The following is a 15685-nucleotide window of genomic DNA, read 5'->3' as shown; positions in this document are numbered from 1 at the left end:
ACATGGATATAAAATTTGAACTTATTCTTTCAGGCAAATTGCTGCTATCTATATTATTCGGCAGCATTATAGGTTATGAAAGAGAAGCAGCTCATAAAGATGCCGGTATACGAACGTTTGCTATTCTTTGCTTGGCATCTTGTCTTTTTGTTGCGGTTGCCTCTCATCTTACAGATGATAAATCAGCGATAGCCAGAATGCTTGCAGCAATTCCGGCAGGACTTGGATTTATAAGTGCTGGATTAGCATTAAAAGATAAATCAAGCAATATGCAGGGATTAACAACATCTACAGCACTATGGGCAGCGTCAGCTATTGGAGCGGCTCTTGCCTTAAATATGTTTTTATTGTCATTTTTAGCAACTGTTCTCACCCTTTTTGTATTAAGCCTGAATAAATTCAAATGGTATAAAAACTGGATTGCAAAGAAGGAGCAAAGTAAAAATTTAAAATAAAAAATTAAAAATCACTTAAAATATACTTCTATGAAACATCAACACACTTACGATGAGCAAGGTAACCAGCTTTGCTGTACGCCTCAGGAAGGCAAGATTTATAAGGATGCAGGAGCCAAAAAACTCATTGTTGAGGATAATGGCTGTTGTTCAACAAATGTAAAGAAAGAAGTACAGCATCATTCCGATGACGATGGACATAACCACGATCATGACAATAGTGATAAGAGTACTTTTCAGATGTTCCTTCCCGCAATAGTTTCATTGTTATTGCTTCTGTTGGGAATTGCGTTAGATAATTATTTTAAACCAGACTGGTTTAAAGATTGGATTCGTATTGTTTGGTATGCAGCAGCTTATGCCCCTGTCGGGCTTCCTGTTTTAAAAGAAGCTTTTGAAAGCATTAAGGATGGTGATGTTTTCTCTGAATTCTTTTTGATGAGTATCGCAACTATAGGAGCTTTTATAATTGGTGAATATCCTGAAGGTGTAGCTGTTATGTTATTTTATGCTGTAGGGGAAGTTTTTCAAACACTAGCAGTAACAAGAGCAAAAAGTAATATTAAAGCTCTTCTTGATCAAAGACCGGATGAGGTGACAATTATTGAAAATAACGAAACAAAAACTATTAAAGCTTCCAATGCAGAGATAGGGCAAACCATACAGTTAAAACCTGGAGAAAAACTTGCTTTGGATGGAGAGCTTATTTCAGATTCAGCATCTTTTAATACGGCAGCACTAACCGGCGAAAGTAAACCTGATACAAAAAATAAAGGAGAGACTGTTCTTGCAGGGATGATTAATATGAATAGTGTTGCTTTGGTAAAAATCAATACAGCTTATGAGGACAGTAAACTCAGTAAGATTTTAGAATTGGTTCAAAATGCGACTGCGCAGAAGGCACCTACGGAGCTGTTTATAAGAAGATTTGCAAGAGTTTATACTCCGATTGTTGTTGTGTTAGCAGTACTGATATGTCTTATTCCATATTTTTTTGTCGATAATTATATTTTTAGAGATTGGTTATACAGAGCTTTGATCTTTCTGGTAATTTCTTGTCCTTGTGCTTTAGTCATTTCAATTCCTTTAGGGTATTTTGGAGGTATTGGTGCAGCAAGTCGAAACGGAATTTTATTTAAAGGCAGTAATTTTCTAGATAAGATTGCCGAAATAAAAAATGTTGTGATGGATAAAACCGGTACTATGACGGAAGGAGTATTTAAAGTTCAGGAAGTCGATATTAAATCAGAATTTGATAAAAATGAAATCCTTAAGATGGTTAATGTTGTAGAGAGCAAGAGTACCCATCCTGTGGCAACTGCTATCCACGAATATGTTGGCGATTTGGATACATCAATTAATGTTGAGAATTCTGAGGAAATTGCAGGTCATGGTCTTAAAGCTGTAATCAACGGTAAGGATATACTCGTAGGGAATTTCAAGCTTATGGATAAGTTCAATATTCAATATGATGTTGATCCTTCAAAAATTGTTTACACCGTTATTGCAATTGCTTATGATAAAAAATTTGCAGGCTACATAACTATCGCTGATAGTATTAAAGACGATGCTAAAAAAACTTTAGAACTGTTACATAATTTAAATGTAAAGGCAACAATGCTTAGTGGTGACAAAACAAGCGTTGTAAAATATGTCGCAGAACAAATAGGAATTGACAACGCTTTCGGTGACCTTCTTCCTGAGGATAAAGTGAACAAGGTGAAAGAAATAAAATCCAAAAATGAGAGCGTTGCATTTGTTGGTGACGGTGTTAATGATGCCCCAGTGGTTGCTTTAAGTGATGTCGGTATTGCCATGGGCGGCTTAGGGAGTGATGCGACCATTGAGACTGCTGATGTCGTGATTCAAGATGATAAACCTTCAAAAATACCAATGGCTATTAACATTGGCAAAAAAACTAAAAGAATTGTCTGGCAGAACATCATTTTAGCATTTGTGGTCAAAGCAATTGTTTTAATTCTTGGAGCCGGAGGATTGGCAACAATGTGGGAAGCTGTTTTTGCAGATGTAGGTGTTGCATTGATTGCAATTCTAAATGCTGTACGCATCCAACGAATGAATTTCAAATAAAAATAACATAGCATTCTAATTTCACTAATCACTTAAGAAAAGTTCCAACAAATATCAATTAAAATAAAGTTCTCAAACCGAGAACAGGTTGTTTATTGAAAATATTCAACAAAACTATTTACTCTAATTTTTCAATTAATGCAATGATAATCAATATTATAAATAAGATTCCAGTTCTTTTTTTTATGCTAGTATGCAATTTGGCTTTAGCACAGGATAGCTTAACAGTAAGTGAAAAAATTGGGGATACGATTGCTGTCCAAAAACCTGAAAATAATTTTAGTTATAAGAGACTTATAGCCCCTACAAGTTTAATATCCATAGGAGCGATGAGTTTCGCTATTCCTAAAATGAAAGAATTTGATGCAGGAGTACGAAAAGAAGTAAAAGACCATAATCTTCATAATTCTACATTGGATAATTATACCCAATTCATACCTGCCGTGATGGTTTATGGATTTAATATTTCAGGTTTGAAAGGCAAGCATAATTTAAGAGAAAGAACAATTATTCTTGCAACATCGCAGCTAATATCGACAGCAATCGTAATACCTTCAAAATATTTAATTGGAGAAGAACGCCCAGATAAATCCAACAATATGTCTTTTCCGTCTGGGCATGCAGCAATTGCTTTTTCAACAGCGCAGTTTATGTATAGAGAATATAGAGACAGTAATTATTGGCTCAGTTTATCAGGATATCCATTTGCAATATTCACAAGTGTTTACAGAGTTATTAATAACAAACACTGGGTAACAGATGTAGTAGCGGGCGCTGGGGTAGGAATACTTTCAACCGAATTAGCTTATTGGCTATTTCCGAAAATCAATATGTTTTTATCAGCTAATAAAAACAAAAAATCTGTCTCTATGCTTGCCCCTCTTTATCAAAAGAATGGTCATAGCAATACTTTTGGGATTAATTATCAGATAACCTTCTAATTTAGAACATGGGATTTAAACGACGTTTTAGAAGAAAAATTATTCGAAGAGGTAAGCACAGGCTTACTTCTCAAGATCTTTTTTTTATTGTTGGCTGGCTTCTTTTTATGCTCCTTTTGGTAATTCATCAGGTATACAATTTTAATATCAAATATGTTAAGATTCATTCGCATCCTTCGGAAAAAACACACACTCATAATGACGGAAAATGACAAATTATCAACAAATTTTTTAAACCATAATATTAACCCTTTATTTAAATCAAAATGAAAAAACTTGTACTAACTCTTTTGGTAAGCCTTGTATTAAATTCTGTTTATGGACAGGCTCCGTCAAACTATTATGATGGCACTGCGGGATTATCAGGAGCTTCTTTAAAGTCAAAGTTGAAAACTATCATTACCAACGGCCACCAAGATAATGGCTATGGCAATTTGCTGACAGCTTTTCAAAGCACAGATAGGGATTATTTCTACGAAAATGATGGAACTGTAATGGATATGTATTCTGAAAATCCGACAGGAACAGATCCATATATTTATAATCATGGAGTCAAACAATGTGGAAATTATAGTGTTGAAGGAGACTGTTACAACCGAGAACATGTCGTACCGCAAAGTTTATTTAATCAGAATTTACCGATGAGATCTGATGTCCATTTTGTTACACCTACTGACGGAAAAGTCAACGGAATGCGATCAAATTATCCTTTTGGAAAAGTAGGATCAACCTCATTTACATCACTAAACGGTTCTAAACTGGGAAGTTCAGTATCTGCAGGTTATGCGGGGACTGTTTTTGAACCAATTGATGAGTTTAAAGGTGATATTGCCAGAATGATATTATATTTTGTAACCAGATACGAGACGCAGCTATCAGGTTTCAGCAGCGGAAACATATTAGGTAGTACAGCCTACCCTGGCTTACAGACATGGGAATTAAAACAATTACTCGAGTGGAATAATTTAGATCCTGTTTCTCCTTTTGAGATAGCAAGAAATAATGCGGCATTCACTTACCAAGGTAATAGAAATCCATACATCGATCGTCCTGAGTTCGTCGCTTTAATTTGGGGTGCTTATATGGGAGTTGCAGATGTAGATTTGTCAAAAAGTCTTGTGATCGTTCCTAATCCCGTAAAAGATAATAAGATTTATGTGTTAGGCGGAAAAAATCTAGGACAATATAAAATTGCTTTGATTTATAATATGACTGGTCAATTAGTACAGACAATTGAAAATCCATTTCAAAAAGATAATACAATTATTCTTACAGATCTTCCTAAGGGTATTTATATTTTGAAAACTGGCGATCTGAATACAAAGTTTATTATAAAATAAATCAATAAAAAAGATTATTTATAAAATACTGTTCTAAGTCAAAAAAATTATAATATTGGTTAGATTGTAAATTATAATATCTCCCATTAGTTGAGAAGGTTTTTATGTGTAAATATTTAATACATAAATAAAGAATAACTTTTTTGTACCATATTTGTACCATAAAAATATAACTATTTGATTTATAGTAGTTATTATATTAGAAGAAGTGAAATAAGACTTAATAAGTTAGATAATGACTAGTCCTGAAAAAGGTTAACTAGTTTTATATCACAAATATACTTAAATCAGAGTAGGAATTTTCCTATTCTGATTTTGTTTTTTATAGGTTTTTAATTTCACATTATTTTTCATGTGTACTTGGTTTGGAATATTATAATGTAAAGAAAAATGCGGTCTTAAATTGTTATAGCAATAAATTGCTTGTTCAAGCTGTTGGGAAAGATTTTTAAAATTTTCAAAAGTATCAATCAATCCAAATTCATGTTTCAGAATACCATTCACTCTCTCTGCTATAGCATTTTCATAAGGATCCGAATTTTCGGTCATACTGATAAGCATATCACTTTTCTTGAGTGTTTCAGTATATTCTTTACTGCAATACTGCAACCCTCTGTCTGAATGATGAATGAGTGAATGCTTGTACAGTCGATTCTGTATGGCTTGCTTTAATGCTTTCAACGTAGAGTTGGTCTGTAAATTATCACTCAATTCGTATCCTACAATTTTCTTAGAATAGGCATCGGTAATCAGATGAAGATAATAATTCTTCTCTTTGGTCTTGAGATAAGTAATATCTGCAACCCAAACTTTCTCCGAACATTTCAATTCTTTTCCTTTGATAATATTGGGATATTTTTTCATCCAATGTCTGGAATTGGTTGTTTTAAAATAGCTGTGCCTTCTGGGAATTAAAAGATAATTTGATCTCAAAATGCTAAACAACTGATCCCTTCCTACATGAATTTCTTCCTTTTCAAAATCATTCTTAAGTAAAACATAAAGTTTTCTAGTACCTATTTTAGGCATCTTTTTACGAATTGATACAACCAATTCTATAACTCTTGTTTCATGATCTGTAGAAACAGGCTGTTTTTGTCTCTTGTAATAAGCTTGCTTACTGTAGCCAAACAATCGGCAGATATTCTCTGTTGAAAGAGTCGTATTTACCTTTATTTCCTGGATTGATTGGAACCAGACTTTTTTACAATCTCAACCTTAAGCTCACGCTCTGCAATTTCTATAAATTTCCTGAACACTTTGAGTTCTTCTTCCTTTTTGGCCAATGCTGCTTCAAGCTCTTTAATCTTCTGTTTCTGTGGATCTTTCATGGGTCTGCCTTTACTTAATTGTTTTTCATAAGTAAAGTTACCATATTTCATTAACCATCTGGGAATGCAGGAATTACCCCTGATATTATAGCGGGTTTGTAATTGTGATTTTGTATATAATCCCCGCTCATATTCGGAGACAACTTGTCTTTTAAATGCTTCACTGTATTCTTGAACAGGGGCGGATACTTTTTTTAATCTCATTAGGATGACTGGTTTTTTGGTATTTAGTAGTCAACCTTTTTCAGGACAAGACATAATATAGAAAATCCCCGAGCGAAAGCTCGGGTATTTTTGCTTTCCGGAAATTATTTTCCGGAATCAATTTTTTTAATTTCATTTAAAAAATATTCTACGCTTTTTATTTTCAAGGTTTTATAACCTTCATCATTAATGCTTTTTAATTGAGCTTTAGTAAAATTATCTGTTTTTTCTTTTAAAATAGAATCTCTAATGGTAATGATCTCTTTTGCGGAATAAATTTCACCTTTGAAATAAGATTTAATATCATTTCTTTCTCCAACACAGCCATCTATATATTTCATGAATAAAGGATTGTCATGATAATATTGATAGATCTCAAGAAATCTCTTATCGTTTCTTTTAAAAAGTTCTTTTCCGGAATATAATCGTAAAGAATTGCTTCCGTTTTTTGCCAGATAAAAAAGCTCATCATTGGTAGCAATTTTTGATAATTTTCTGAAATCATCATACAGTTTACTTCTTTCACCACCTATTCCGATGTGTGAAGATTCTGCATACTGTATTGTATCTAAAGGTTTGGCTAACATTTTTACTTTTTCAGAAATCTGCGCTTCACAAAAGATAACTGTAAAAAGTAAGAAGATTGTACTGTTCCGCTTCATTTAAAGTATTTGTTTACAAAAATAAAAGGATTGGAGATAATTTAATTTTTTACCTGAATATTTTAAAGCACAGAGAAAATGTTTACATTCGTAGAAATTAAATCAGATCCAAAATGAAAATTTCTAAAATTCTATTGCTTTTAGGCTTGTTATTATTTCAGTTACATTTTGCTCAGGAAAAAGCGGATGTTGTTTTAAACAAAGCGCTGAGCGAAGCTAAATCTAAAAATAAAAATGTTTTGCTCATGTTCCACGCTTCGTGGTGCAAATGGTGCCACGTCATGGAAAAGAACATGAATTTACCGGAAACAAAGCCGATTTTTGATAAAAAATTTGTTACCGCTTATGTAGATGTTCAGGAAATGGGCGAAAAGAAAAAACTTGAAAATCCGGGTGGAGAAGCATTAATGGAAAAATACAAAGGCAAAGAAGCCGGACTTCCGTTCTGGCTTGTTCTGAATCCGAAAGGGGAGGTTCTTGCAGATTCTTTCAATGATAAAAACGAAAATCTGGGATGTCCGTCAACGGCTGAAGAAGTAGATACTTTTGTTGCCAAACTTAAAAAGTCTTCAAGAATGAACGACAAAGAACTTCAGACAGTCAAACAGACTTTTTTAAAGAAGAATTAAAAAGTTTCGGCGAAGCCAAAGGCTTCGCCGAAACTATATTTAAAGATAATTTACTTTCCGAAAAAGATTTTATCCTGCTTTCGCTGATCATTGTAGATCACCTGAAAAGTCACAGGCATATATTGGTAAAGAAGTTTCCAGTGGGAAATCTTAGCGTGCTTTTTAAAGCTTTCAAAAGACCGCACAAAAAGATTTTCGATCATATCTTTCACATAAGAATCTCCTCCTTTATAGATCATTTCCATCAGTTTGATGTGGTGGGCAATAATATTTACCTTAGCTTCCTGAAGAAGTTTTTTAAGATAATTAATGGTTGCCTGCATAATCCCTGCAAAATTATCCTGTGAAGACAATTGGGTAATTTCTGTGCGAAGGGGTGGATAGAAAAATTTTAAATACTCACTGGCTATTTTTTGATTAATAGTTGGCATCTGTACATTCATCATAATTAATATTTTTCGTAACACTTCCTATTGTGGCGAAAACTGTACCAAAGTTTACAGAATGGCTGCAAAAACAAAGACGCCTACGATTACGGCAATGTGCGTTGCCAGAATTTCAATATTATGTCTGTTGGTGGTGGTTTGAAGCGTTTTCCAGTCAGAAATTCTTCTTATTTTAGATTTCATAATCGGTTGATTTTTAATGATGTTTTATTTTTAATTTTTGATACTTCTGTAATAACATCTTCAAAAAATGTAATAAGCTCAGATGTTATGACTGTAGATTTGTCTGGAATAGGCGGTCTGAAGATCTTCGGAAATATGACTAAAGATCATTTTTCGGTATTCGTCGCTACAGAAAGCGGTAGAATTGTCCAGAGAAAAAATAAACGTATGTTCCACAGCGTTTTTAAGAACAGCATCTCCGTTTCTGTAAATATCATCCATCTTTTTCAGGCATTGAAACAGAATATTCCGGTCATTTTGTTTAATTCTGGATCTGATGTTGTCTGTGAAAGTCTGGATAAGACCATAAGAGTTTTGCTTTCTGTTCTTTTTCAGTTCATTTTCAATCTCAGGAATTACTTCTTTAATTTCCTGTGCAGCTTCTAAATAGTTCATATTATTGTTGATTAAGTTCCAAAATTTTAATACATGCCCCGAAAGTAAAAACCGCCAAAAAAGCAACAATCAGAAGATGATAGGGTTTAAGCCATTTCGGCGTTTGCGGTCCTTTGCTTTTTAATCTTCTCAGCTTATCTATTCTGTTCAAAGTTTTTAAGTCCATATTCTTATGTTTTGAGAATGATGCTGCCAAAGAAATGCCTTTGAATTTTAATTTAAATTAAAGTGTTGATTATTAATGTTTTGTTTATTTGTTTTGATTTTTAAAATCCTTCAAAATCTTATCAAAATGATAGCATATTTATCATTATGGAAATCCTCGCGATTGTCTGATTTAATTAATATCTTTGCAGTCCAAAAATATTCAGGAAATGTTTTCAAAAATCGTAGTACACAGAGTCGGAAATAAAATCAACGGAGAATCTTTAACACTTTCTCAGGAAGAACTGCAATTGGAAGAAGGAATGGCAGAACTGTTGGAAAATTACTTCTTAGGTTCCTTTAAATCGGAAGAAACTTTCCATTTTTACAGCGATTCTTATCTGGTGAATAATCCGGTGTACAGTTCTGTTTCCGAAATTTTTGATGACAAGTCGAAATTCCTTTGGGAATCTGAAAACATCGCCAAACATCTTTTTGAAGCTGCTGAAAACCCGAGAGTTCAGGGTGGAGAATTATTCATTGTATATTTTGAAGACGAAAGGGAAGGAACTGAAAGAGTAGACAAGATCGGAATTTTTAAGACCGAAAAAAGAGAATCTTTCCTTAAAATTGCTCCCAATGATGAAACTTTCGACATCGAAAAAGATCAGGGAATCGGTTTATCTAAAATAGATAAAGCGGCATTAATCTATAACAACGATAAAGAAACGGGATACGTACTTTCTGTTGTGGATAACAACAAAAACGGAGATATGTATTACTGGTTCGAAGATTTTTTAAAAGTAAAGCAGCGCGACGACGAATATTTTCATACACAGGAAGCGTTAATGGTGTATAAAGATTATATTACCAAGCAATTGCCTCAGGAATTTGAAGTTTCCAAAGCCGATCAGGCAGATTTTTTAAATAAATCGATCAATTTTTTCAAAGAAAAGGAAGAATTTAAGCTTGATGAATTTGCTGCCGAAGTTTTGGGCGACGAACATGTAATCGAAAGTTTCAACAATTTTAAAACCGATTACGAACAGGATATGCAGATTAATATTGCAGAAGAATTCCCGATTAGTGAAGCCGCTGTAAAGAAAACGCAGAGACATTTTAAAAGCATCATCAAATTAGACAAAAACTTCCACATCTACATCCACGGCGACCGACAGAAAATTGCACAGGGAGAAGATGAAAACGGAAAATATTATATGCTGTACTTCGATAAAGAAGTGTAACCACAGTTGCCATATACAATTGGTATAAAGCAGGATTGTATTTCTTCGGTGTAGAATAGGAGAGGGATTAATTTCGTCATTTCAATCAGCTGGAATTCTGAAAGTTGTATTTTTTATAAAAATGATAGTCTCTTTCTGATTTTTATCTGCAGATAAATAAAAATTATACCGTTAGAAAAAAAAATAACGGTTTATGGTTAAATTTAATTAGGCTTAGTGTAAAATATTCTGGTTTTGAATTTCCTGTATATCCTATGAATAAAGAAAAATATTCTATAAAACTCATGTTTTGCTGAAATATTGTAACTTTTTGTGGTACGCGTTTATAGAGAAAAAATCCGATTAGATAAAAAAAGTCGTATATTTGATAGGTCAAAATATTATATGAATTTTGTTGAGTGTCATGAGGAGCCTATCCATATTCCGGGCTACATACAAAGTTTTGGTTATCTGATTGGCATTGATGCAAAGTCTCATTCCATAGCTTTTTTTAGTAAGAATATCGAGGATATATTTAATATCGAAAATGCAGATCAGCTTTTTGATAAGAAGCTTACGGATTTTCCGCAAAGCTTTAAAAGCATTATAGAATCTGATATTTATAATTCTTTAGCCGACTTTACGAAAAGAGAAAACGAAACCTATTTTGATAAAATCTTTATTGGAGGTGCAGAATATCATTTTTCTGTTTTCAGAAGCAAGGATAATATTTTCCTTGAGTTTGAAAAAGTTATCATTAATCCCAATAAAAGAATCTCCAACAAATACGATAATTTTTACATTATTGATGATGAACAGGAGATCTGGGATCAGCTTTTAAATACGCTTTCAAAAATCGTGAATTATGACCGGATGATGGTTTACAAATTTATGATGGACGGTTCGGGAAAAGTAATTGCGGAGAAAAGAGGCGAGAATATCGAGAGTTATCTCGGACTGCATTATCCTGAATCCGACATTCCGAAACAGGCAAGAGAACTTTACCTTAAAAAAAGAAAAAGAATTTTCAGTAACGTTCATTCGGAGACAATTCCAATCCTCAGCAAATCCCGTGAAACCATAGATCTTACCTATTCCGGATCGCGTGGTATGTCGCCTATTCATGGTCAGTACATCAAAAACTCCGGAGCATCTTCCAGTTTCAGCATATCTATTATCATTGATGATTATCTTTGGGGGCTGGTTACCTGCCAGAACTCAGAGCCAAAACATATTGATCTTGAAGATCGTGTTCAGGCAGGAATTTTTACGGCTTTGGCTTCCAATGCCTACTCGTCCTTCAAAGCAAAAAAAGAGCTTGAATACCGTCTGTATCTTAACGAAAAATGTTCCAGATTAAAAGAGGAATTTTTAAAATATAACAATCTTTTCGATTCTTTAATTGAAAATAAAGCTCAGATAAAAGATCTTCCTGAAGCGGACGGGCTTGCTATTATTGCTGACGATAAAATCGTTACCGATGGAGAAACTCCCAGCCAGGAAATCATTGAAAATCTTGTACAGTGGGCGCATAAAAATATAGACGAAAATATCTATCTCAGCAGAAGTTTTCTGAAAGATCACGGAAAAGACATTGGTCTTGATGAAAAGTGTGCCGGAGTGGCTTTTTATTTCATAGAAAAGTCTAAAAATAATCTGCTGATCTGGTTCCGTAAAGAATTTGATGAACACATAAACTGGGCGGGAAATCCTGAAAAGAAGATCGATGTAATTGTGAAAAACGGAGAGGAAACACGAGTGGTTTCTCCCAGAACTTCTTTTCATATTTTTACCGAAGACATTAAAGGAAATTCCAAAAGATGGAACTCCAGAAACGTTGCGGCATTACAGGCAGTTCGTGATCTGATCCTTGAAACGTCTCATAAAAATTATATTACCATTAAAAGGCTTAATGATGAGCTTAAAAAAGTGAATGAAGAACTCGACAGTTTTTCTTACACGATTTCCCATGATCTGGGAACGCCGCTTACGGTAATGAAACTTAATGCTCAGATGCTTCTGAAAAGTCTTACGGACGGTTCGGATAAAAGCAGAAATAAGATCAATTCCATCATCGAGGAAATCGATAATATGGCGGAAATGATGCATGATGTGCTCCAGTTAAGCCGTGCCAAACACAGCGAAATAGAACTGGAAAGATTACAGACCGCACAAACCATTGCAAAGATCGCCGAAAATGCAAAAATAACTTTTGATACTTCCGAAAGTGAAGTTATCATCAATGAATGTCCGGATGTTCTTGCCGATAAAACCATGCTTCATCAGGCGTTCCTGAATATCATCAATAACGCCATAAAATATTCTTCTCATCAGGAAAATCCAAAAGTAATCATAGGAGGACAGGAAGAAGAGAATATGGTAGTCTACAGAATTGCAGACAACGGAATCGGAATTCCGGAAGAAAATAAACATAAAATGTTTAAAATTTTCAACAGAATGGATAATGCGAAGAAGTTTAAAGGAAACGGAGTAGGACTATCGATCGTGCACAGAATCATGCAGAGACTTGGCGGAAGCGTAGATTACGAAAGCAGTAAAAACGGGACGACTTTCATTCTTACCTTCAAAAAACCTTAATTAAAAATTACTTTAAAATTCCGTTATGGTATCTGAATATCTAAAACAAAATACGGCAGAATTTCACGATGTACAATCAACAATTCCAAAAAGCGCAAAGCCCCTTTCGAAACTGCCGAGAAAAATATAAAACCCGAAAATACAAAAAAACAGCCACTTATTGGTGGCTGTTTTCATATTCTATCATTAAGAGATCCGGTCGGTATATATCTTTGACGTTGGTGTCGGGTTCGAATGTACTGAACCTTTTGTCCTGCGGAGTCCTTTTGATCACGCCATTTAAAATATCATTAAGGGCTGATTCAAAGAGTTTCACTCCCATGGGAAGCAATGTATCGCGCCAGAGTCTTGCAGCGGATTTTTGAGGGCTTAAAAAGTATTCCGGAGGAATCCAGCACCAATCCTGATAAGCAATGTCCCCTCTGTCAATCCCTGCATTAAGCCAGAATACCGTCCCTCCGGTAATTGGTTCCTTCATTCTGATTGCCCATTCAATAGAGCTGCGCCCGCGATGTCTTGGGAGTAAAGAGGGATGATATCCCAGCCATCCCAAACGCGGAATATACCTTGTTTTTTTTCCGATATAATCAAAAGAATGGGCGGTAATGCCCAAATCGCACTCTGGCATATTGTCAGCGTTTAAACTGCCTGCGGGAATAATGGGAATATTCCAACGGCGGGCAGCCTTTCCTATATACTGATCATCCAATGGGCAGCATACCCCGACGATTTCAATGTCTAATTTTTCACAAAGCCTGAAAACTTCTTCGGCAAAGAACTTCTGACCCGATATAAAAACTTTAAATTTTTTCATTTCCAATATATTTAAATCCCTGTACTGCCCTGAAATGTCCCCCGAACCCTCCGGTTGTTTTCTTTTTGCCTCCGTCAAAACCTTTGCCTGTTTCGTGCATTGATTTAATACTTCGTGCTTTGTTGTCTCCGGTAAGTTTTGCCGACACCTGTTTCCATTTTGGGGAATGTCTGAGGTATCCGCAAAGCTGCGGGTGTGAGGTATGAAAATAGGTAGGATATTTGTGGTTACACCTTCCTTTACCCTCCAGATGATACTGCATAATCTGATTTAAAAAAGCAGTACCAACTCCGGCTCCCTGCCATTCAGGCATGACCACCAGCCGGGTAGCGCGGTATCCTCCTGAGGGGAAAAAAGGACAAACGGCAACGTGGCACACCAATTCCCCGTCTACGGTTCCGACAAAATATTCGGCACAGGGGGGATGTTTTAAATCTAAATAATAATGCGGTTTAAAAAACTTCCAGTAACTTCCGTTGACCTTCCAAATGTCAAGTTTAACAGGCGGTCGTTTTGAAGCTTTTTTTTTACTTCACCTGTCCGGGTGTCATAGACCCAATCAGGTTGCAGCCATTCAACAATATCATAATGGCATGATAAGAGTACAATTTGTTTTCCCTTTGTTTTCCGCCAGGCTTGGGAAAAGGCAGAGGCTCCAATTTTGGCAATCTGCCTGTCCACGACCGAGGTAAATTCATCAATCACCACTTTGTCCGGTGCTTCACAAATAAGACGTGCAAGCCCCGCGCGGAACTGTTCCCCGTTACTAAGAACCTTAAAAGGGCGGAGCCATGCCGGAACGTCACCCAACCCAACGGCGGACAATGCACTCGTTACAGTATTCATATCTGAGCCGGGCGCAATGTCCTCAATGATCGGCAGGTCAGGGTTCCAACCATCGGCAAGGTTTACAATCCCATTTTCCCAAATTTGACTGCCTATTGATGTTTTGCCACTTCCTGAAGCACCGACAATAAGACCGATCTGCCACCTTTGCTCCTCAATCGGAAGTTCGGCGGTATGCTGCCATGTGTGTCCGCTTTCAGCGTTAAATAAACTTTTCACTTTTTCTGATCTGAACGAATTAAAATTTTCGCAGGTGTGTTTTACTTCAATTTTCATTTGATTTCTATTTTTATATTAATTGACCAATGGAACCTAAAGATTTTATACGGATACAACTTTTAAATTTTTAAATCCCATTTTCTTTAGTTTGTCGAACAATTCTTTTTGTTCTTTTTCGCTGTCCGTCTTTATAATGACCGCGTGCTGCTCTTTGTATTTAAAATCTGCCATGTTCTTTGTTTTTATGAGGTTATGGTAATCCCATTTTCTTTTAATTTTGTTTTGAGTATCGTATTTTCTGCCTTTAACAGATTATTTTCCGCTCTCAGCTGTTCGTTGATCTGTTTCTGAAAGTCAATCTGCTCCTGAAGCATCAGTACTTTTTTATCCGATAAATCCGAAAATTCCCTGAATTTGGCTTCGTAGCGGATACCCAGATCATCCAAAGCTTCCTTGTATAGTTTAACCAGTTTATCGGCGTTTTCAATTTCCTTGCCCTCGTTGTCAGCATTCATACCGGCAACCTCCGCCCTGAGTTTTCTCTTTCCGAATATAAATCCTGCCAGTCCTGTCAAAAGGGCTCCGAGAAAGGCAACCACAGGTTCCGTTATCAATTCTTTCATTGTTATATTTCGTTAATTTCTTTATCAAAAAGTTCTGTATACAGCCCCATAAACTGCTGTAAAATATCCACCAGATGGGCGGCTTTTGTTTTGATCAGAAAGCGGATATACTGTACAGACGGAGCTTTTAGTATGGCTTCTTTTTCGTCGGTAACCTGTCCGTCATCATCCGTTGTCCTGTAGATGCCTTTTAAAAAACCGTCCTTTCCCATGACCTGTTCCACATTTCCTTCATGGATCATCCAGTCTGGCATTTTTAACCGTTTATGGATGATATTGCCGTCCTTTATAATCAGGTACTGGCGGACATTGACGTAAATACGGTCTTCCCCGCCTTCCATATCGGGCGTATTAAAACCTGTTACCACTAATTTCCTTGCAAACTGCGGATACATCGGATGATCCGGAAGCATCATTTCATGCCATGATTTACCGGTGTTTTTTATGGCGTCTAATACTGCCTGCACTTCAGGCGTTACTATTAATTCAGTATTCATGATC

Annotated in this window: 19 protein-coding genes; 7 read left to right on the top strand and 12 right to left on the bottom strand. The window is 35.5% G+C overall.

Going from position 1 to position 15685, the window contains the following annotated elements:
* Positions 1-2 precede the first annotated feature (2 nt).
* From KKI44_RS07760 to KKI44_RS07745, 4 genes are all read left to right on the top strand, one after another.
* The gene (locus KKI44_RS07760) at positions 3-455 is read left to right on the top strand and encodes an MgtC/SapB family protein (protein WP_002977378.1); all 453 of its coding nucleotides are present in this window, start codon (positions 3-5) and stop codon (positions 453-455) included.
* 30 nt (positions 456-485) lie between these two features.
* Entirely contained in the window at positions 486-2546 is a 2061-nt protein-coding gene (locus KKI44_RS07755) for a heavy metal translocating P-type ATPase (RefSeq protein ID WP_002977380.1), read from the top strand.
* Positions 2547-2689: 143 nt separating this feature from the next.
* The gene (locus KKI44_RS07750) at positions 2690-3487 is read left to right on the top strand and encodes a phosphatase PAP2 family protein (RefSeq protein ID WP_002977383.1); all 798 of its coding nucleotides are present in this window, start codon (positions 2690-2692) and stop codon (positions 3485-3487) included.
* Positions 3488-3753: 266 nt separating this feature from the next.
* The gene (locus tag KKI44_RS07745) at positions 3754-4827 is read left to right on the top strand and encodes an endonuclease (protein ID WP_002977387.1); all 1074 of its coding nucleotides are present in this window, start codon (positions 3754-3756) and stop codon (positions 4825-4827) included.
* A gap of 282 nt (positions 4828-5109) precedes the next feature.
* Here the strand turns inward: KKI44_RS07745 and KKI44_RS07740 are convergent.
* A protein-coding gene (locus tag KKI44_RS07740; RefSeq protein ID WP_214589041.1) for an IS3 family transposase occupies positions 5110-6362 on the bottom strand; the annotation gives its coding sequence in 2 pieces (ribosomal slippage) (positions 5110-6035 and positions 6035-6362; 1254 coding nt in all).
* A gap of 104 nt (positions 6363-6466) precedes the next feature.
* A complete protein-coding gene (locus KKI44_RS07735; protein ID WP_214590570.1) occupies positions 6467-7024 on the bottom strand; it encodes a hypothetical protein in 558 nt (185 codons plus the stop codon).
* Positions 7025-7137: 113 nt separating this feature from the next.
* On the opposite strand from KKI44_RS07735, the gene KKI44_RS07730 reads away from it, so the two are divergent.
* Positions 7138-7653, top strand: coding sequence for a thioredoxin family protein (locus KKI44_RS07730; RefSeq protein ID WP_214590569.1), 516 nt, complete (start codon positions 7138-7140; stop codon positions 7651-7653).
* Between the two features lie 50 nt (positions 7654-7703).
* Here KKI44_RS07730 and KKI44_RS07725 read toward each other — a convergent pair whose 3' ends face one another.
* From KKI44_RS07725 to KKI44_RS07715, 4 genes are all read right to left on the bottom strand, one after another.
* Positions 7704-8099, bottom strand: coding sequence for a hypothetical protein (locus KKI44_RS07725; RefSeq protein ID WP_214590568.1), 396 nt, complete (start codon positions 8097-8099; stop codon positions 7704-7706).
* Positions 8100-8150: 51 nt separating this feature from the next.
* Positions 8151-8282 (bottom strand): hypothetical protein, encoded by a 132-nt coding sequence (locus tag KKI44_RS22785; RefSeq protein ID WP_256041157.1) that lies wholly within the window; start codon positions 8280-8282, stop codon positions 8151-8153.
* Positions 8283-8360: 78 nt separating this feature from the next.
* On the bottom strand, positions 8361-8717 hold the full coding sequence (locus tag KKI44_RS07720; RefSeq protein ID WP_214590567.1) for a hypothetical protein: 357 nt from the start codon (positions 8715-8717) through the stop codon (positions 8361-8363).
* Position 8718: 1 nt separating this feature from the next.
* Entirely contained in the window at positions 8719-8883 is a 165-nt protein-coding gene (locus tag KKI44_RS07715; protein ID WP_214590566.1) for a hypothetical protein, read from the bottom strand.
* A 208-nt stretch (positions 8884-9091) separates the two neighbouring features.
* Between KKI44_RS07715 and KKI44_RS07710 the strand changes: the two genes are divergently transcribed.
* Both KKI44_RS07710 and KKI44_RS07705 read left to right on the top strand, forming a co-directional pair.
* On the top strand, positions 9092-10105 hold the full coding sequence (locus tag KKI44_RS07710; protein WP_214590565.1) for a nucleoid-associated protein: 1014 nt from the start codon (positions 9092-9094) through the stop codon (positions 10103-10105).
* Positions 10106-10489: 384 nt separating this feature from the next.
* The gene (locus KKI44_RS07705) at positions 10490-12682 is read left to right on the top strand and encodes an ATP-binding protein (protein ID WP_214590564.1); all 2193 of its coding nucleotides are present in this window, start codon (positions 10490-10492) and stop codon (positions 12680-12682) included.
* A 157-nt stretch (positions 12683-12839) separates the two neighbouring features.
* Here KKI44_RS07705 and KKI44_RS07700 read toward each other — a convergent pair whose 3' ends face one another.
* The 6 genes from KKI44_RS07700 to KKI44_RS07680 are packed head-to-tail and all read right to left on the bottom strand — an operon-like array spanning position 12840 to position 15681.
* Positions 12840-13496, bottom strand: coding sequence for a formyltransferase family protein (locus KKI44_RS07700; RefSeq protein WP_214590563.1), 657 nt, complete (start codon positions 13494-13496; stop codon positions 12840-12842).
* Positions 13483-13986 carry a GNAT family N-acetyltransferase gene (locus tag KKI44_RS07695; RefSeq protein WP_214591116.1) on the bottom strand — a complete coding sequence of 168 codons (504 nt, stop codon included), beginning with the start codon at positions 13984-13986 and terminating at the stop codon, positions 13483-13485. The genes KKI44_RS07700 and KKI44_RS07695 overlap by 14 nt, the downstream gene beginning before the upstream one ends.
* Positions 13932-14618: a hypothetical protein gene (locus tag KKI44_RS07690; protein WP_214590562.1), complete on the bottom strand. Its 687-nt coding sequence runs from the start codon at positions 14616-14618 to the stop codon at positions 13932-13934. Before KKI44_RS07690 ends, KKI44_RS07695 begins: the two co-directional genes overlap by 55 nt.
* Positions 14619-14663: 45 nt before the next feature.
* Positions 14664-14792 (bottom strand): hypothetical protein, encoded by a 129-nt coding sequence (locus tag KKI44_RS22780; protein ID WP_262497940.1) that lies wholly within the window; start codon positions 14790-14792, stop codon positions 14664-14666.
* Positions 14793-14803: 11 nt separating this feature from the next.
* The gene (locus KKI44_RS07685) at positions 14804-15184 is read right to left on the bottom strand and encodes a hypothetical protein (protein ID WP_108408617.1); all 381 of its coding nucleotides are present in this window, start codon (positions 15182-15184) and stop codon (positions 14804-14806) included.
* A 2-nt stretch (positions 15185-15186) separates the two neighbouring features.
* Positions 15187-15681: a hypothetical protein gene (locus tag KKI44_RS07680; protein WP_076396833.1), complete on the bottom strand. Its 495-nt coding sequence runs from the start codon at positions 15679-15681 to the stop codon at positions 15187-15189.
* Positions 15682-15685 lie beyond the last annotated feature (4 nt).

The sequence above is a fragment of the Chryseobacterium sp. ZHDP1 genome, assembly GCF_018603435.1.
GTDB classification, from domain to species: domain Bacteria; phylum Bacteroidota; class Bacteroidia; order Flavobacteriales; family Weeksellaceae; genus Chryseobacterium; species Chryseobacterium indicum.
This window is presented reverse-complemented; position numbering and strand designations above follow the sequence as displayed.

Bases quoted from the DNA above. Each gene is read 5' to 3' on its own strand.
- KKI44_RS07715 (WP_214590566.1), bottom strand. From the start codon at position 8,883: ATGGACTTAAAAACTTTGAACAGAATAGATAAGCTGAGAAGATTAAAA.
- KKI44_RS07720 (WP_214590567.1), bottom strand. From the start codon at position 8,717: ATGAACTATTTAGAAGCTGCACAGGAAATTAAAGAAGTAATTCCTGAG.
- KKI44_RS07705 (WP_214590564.1), top strand. From the start codon at position 10,490: ATGAATTTTGTTGAGTGTCATGAGGAGCCTATCCATATTCCGGGCTAC.
- KKI44_RS07690 (WP_214590562.1), bottom strand. From the start codon at position 14,618: ATGAAAATTGAAGTAAAACACACCTGCGAAAATTTTAATTCGTTCAGA.
- KKI44_RS07710 (WP_214590565.1), top strand. From the start codon at position 9,092: ATGTTTTCAAAAATCGTAGTACACAGAGTCGGAAATAAAATCAACGGA.
- KKI44_RS07685 (WP_108408617.1), bottom strand. From the start codon at position 15,184: ATGAAAGAATTGATAACGGAACCTGTGGTTGCCTTTCTCGGAGCCCTT.
- KKI44_RS07750 (WP_002977383.1), top strand. From the start codon at position 2,690: ATGATAATCAATATTATAAATAAGATTCCAGTTCTTTTTTTTATGCTA.
- KKI44_RS07730 (WP_214590569.1), top strand. From the start codon at position 7,138: ATGAAAATTTCTAAAATTCTATTGCTTTTAGGCTTGTTATTATTTCAG.
- KKI44_RS07735 (WP_214590570.1), bottom strand. From the start codon at position 7,024: ATGAAGCGGAACAGTACAATCTTCTTACTTTTTACAGTTATCTTTTGT.
- KKI44_RS07725 (WP_214590568.1), bottom strand. From the start codon at position 8,099: ATGATGAATGTACAGATGCCAACTATTAATCAAAAAATAGCCAGTGAG.
- KKI44_RS07755 (WP_002977380.1), top strand. From the start codon at position 486: ATGAAACATCAACACACTTACGATGAGCAAGGTAACCAGCTTTGCTGT.
- KKI44_RS22785 (WP_256041157.1), bottom strand. From the start codon at position 8,282: ATGAAATCTAAAATAAGAAGAATTTCTGACTGGAAAACGCTTCAAACC.
- KKI44_RS07700 (WP_214590563.1), bottom strand. From the start codon at position 13,496: ATGAAAAAATTTAAAGTTTTTATATCGGGTCAGAAGTTCTTTGCCGAA.
- KKI44_RS22780 (WP_262497940.1), bottom strand. From the start codon at position 14,792: ATGGCAGATTTTAAATACAAAGAGCAGCACGCGGTCATTATAAAGACG.
- KKI44_RS07680 (WP_076396833.1), bottom strand. From the start codon at position 15,681: ATGAATACTGAATTAATAGTAACGCCTGAAGTGCAGGCAGTATTAGAC.
- KKI44_RS07745 (WP_002977387.1), top strand. From the start codon at position 3,754: ATGAAAAAACTTGTACTAACTCTTTTGGTAAGCCTTGTATTAAATTCT.
- KKI44_RS07760 (WP_002977378.1), top strand. From the start codon at position 3: ATGGATATAAAATTTGAACTTATTCTTTCAGGCAAATTGCTGCTATCT.